Raw genomic sequence first — 1,005 nt, 5'->3', positions numbered from 1 at the left:
TTATCCTCGCTATCGCTTTGTCCTTGGTCATGGGGCCCGCAGGCCTCGGCCTATCCACTACTCAGGCAGCTGTGGCAGTTAGTCTATCCAGCACCGCGATTAACAGTGCAGTTTCCAATAAGGGAAACCTGGGCGTCGCGATTAAGGACACATTCAGCACCAGCAGTCTTAAAAATGCCGCTATCGCAGGTGTGACTGCGGGGCTAATCGATTACGCAGATACCAAATGGTTCTCGGATGCGAGCGGAGCGGCGAATGGCGGATCAAGCGTCATCTCAAGTGGGCCTCTGCAGAACCCCGGCTATGCATCCAGCATGCTTAAACCCGAAAACTGGGCTAATACCTTGCTGCGAAGCGGCACCCATGCACTGATCAATAGCGGGGTGTCTACGGCCATCAACGGTGGGAGTTTTGGCTCCAACTTAGGGGCCGCGCTGATTGGTGAAGGCATTGATCTAGGTGCGGCGATAGGCAACAAGGCAATTGGTGATCTCGCAGCAGGCCTGGATGTAACGCCTCAGGTCGCTGAAAAGCTGATATTGCATGCAGCGTTGGGCGGTTTGATTTCCAAGGCTCGGGGCGAAAGTTTCGCTAGTGGGGCCGTCGCGGGTGGTGTAGCGGAAGGGTTGACGCCGATTGCGAATGGCCTGTTGGCTGAGTTCGTCAGCTCACGCTTTGACGCAAGCGACTTGAGTGCCGCAGGAAGCCAACTGAAGATTGGAACGGCGCAGATCATTGGATTGATTGCGGCAGGTGCAGCGGGTGGCAATCCAGCGACAGGTAGTCTGATCGGAGGTACGGCGGAGAAGTACAATGATCAAGGGTTCCATCTTGATCCTACGAATCTGTTTGACGAAAATGGAATTTCGCGTCAATAGCCCGTGCCAGAAATCGACAAGCTGAAAGAAAATGTATCCGTATTTATACTGACGGGACTTTTTCCGGAATTGTTGGGCGCGCGAGCAGCTGGCTGGCTGGAAAAAATCACTGGAATGTTCAGTGAGT

Annotated in this window: 1 protein-coding gene; it reads left to right on the top strand. The window is 54.0% G+C overall.

What is annotated here, in order from left to right; translation table 11 throughout:
- A partial coding sequence (locus TU79_RS24860; protein WP_169793823.1) for a DUF637 domain-containing protein occupies positions 1 to 878 on the top strand: 878 nt, incomplete at its 5' end.
- Between the last annotated feature and the right edge of the window lie 127 nt (positions 879 to 1,005).

Source organism: Pseudomonas trivialis, assembly GCF_001439805.1.
Taxonomy (GTDB): domain Bacteria; phylum Pseudomonadota; class Gammaproteobacteria; order Pseudomonadales; family Pseudomonadaceae; genus Aquipseudomonas; species Aquipseudomonas trivialis.
This window is presented reverse-complemented; position numbering and strand designations above follow the sequence as displayed.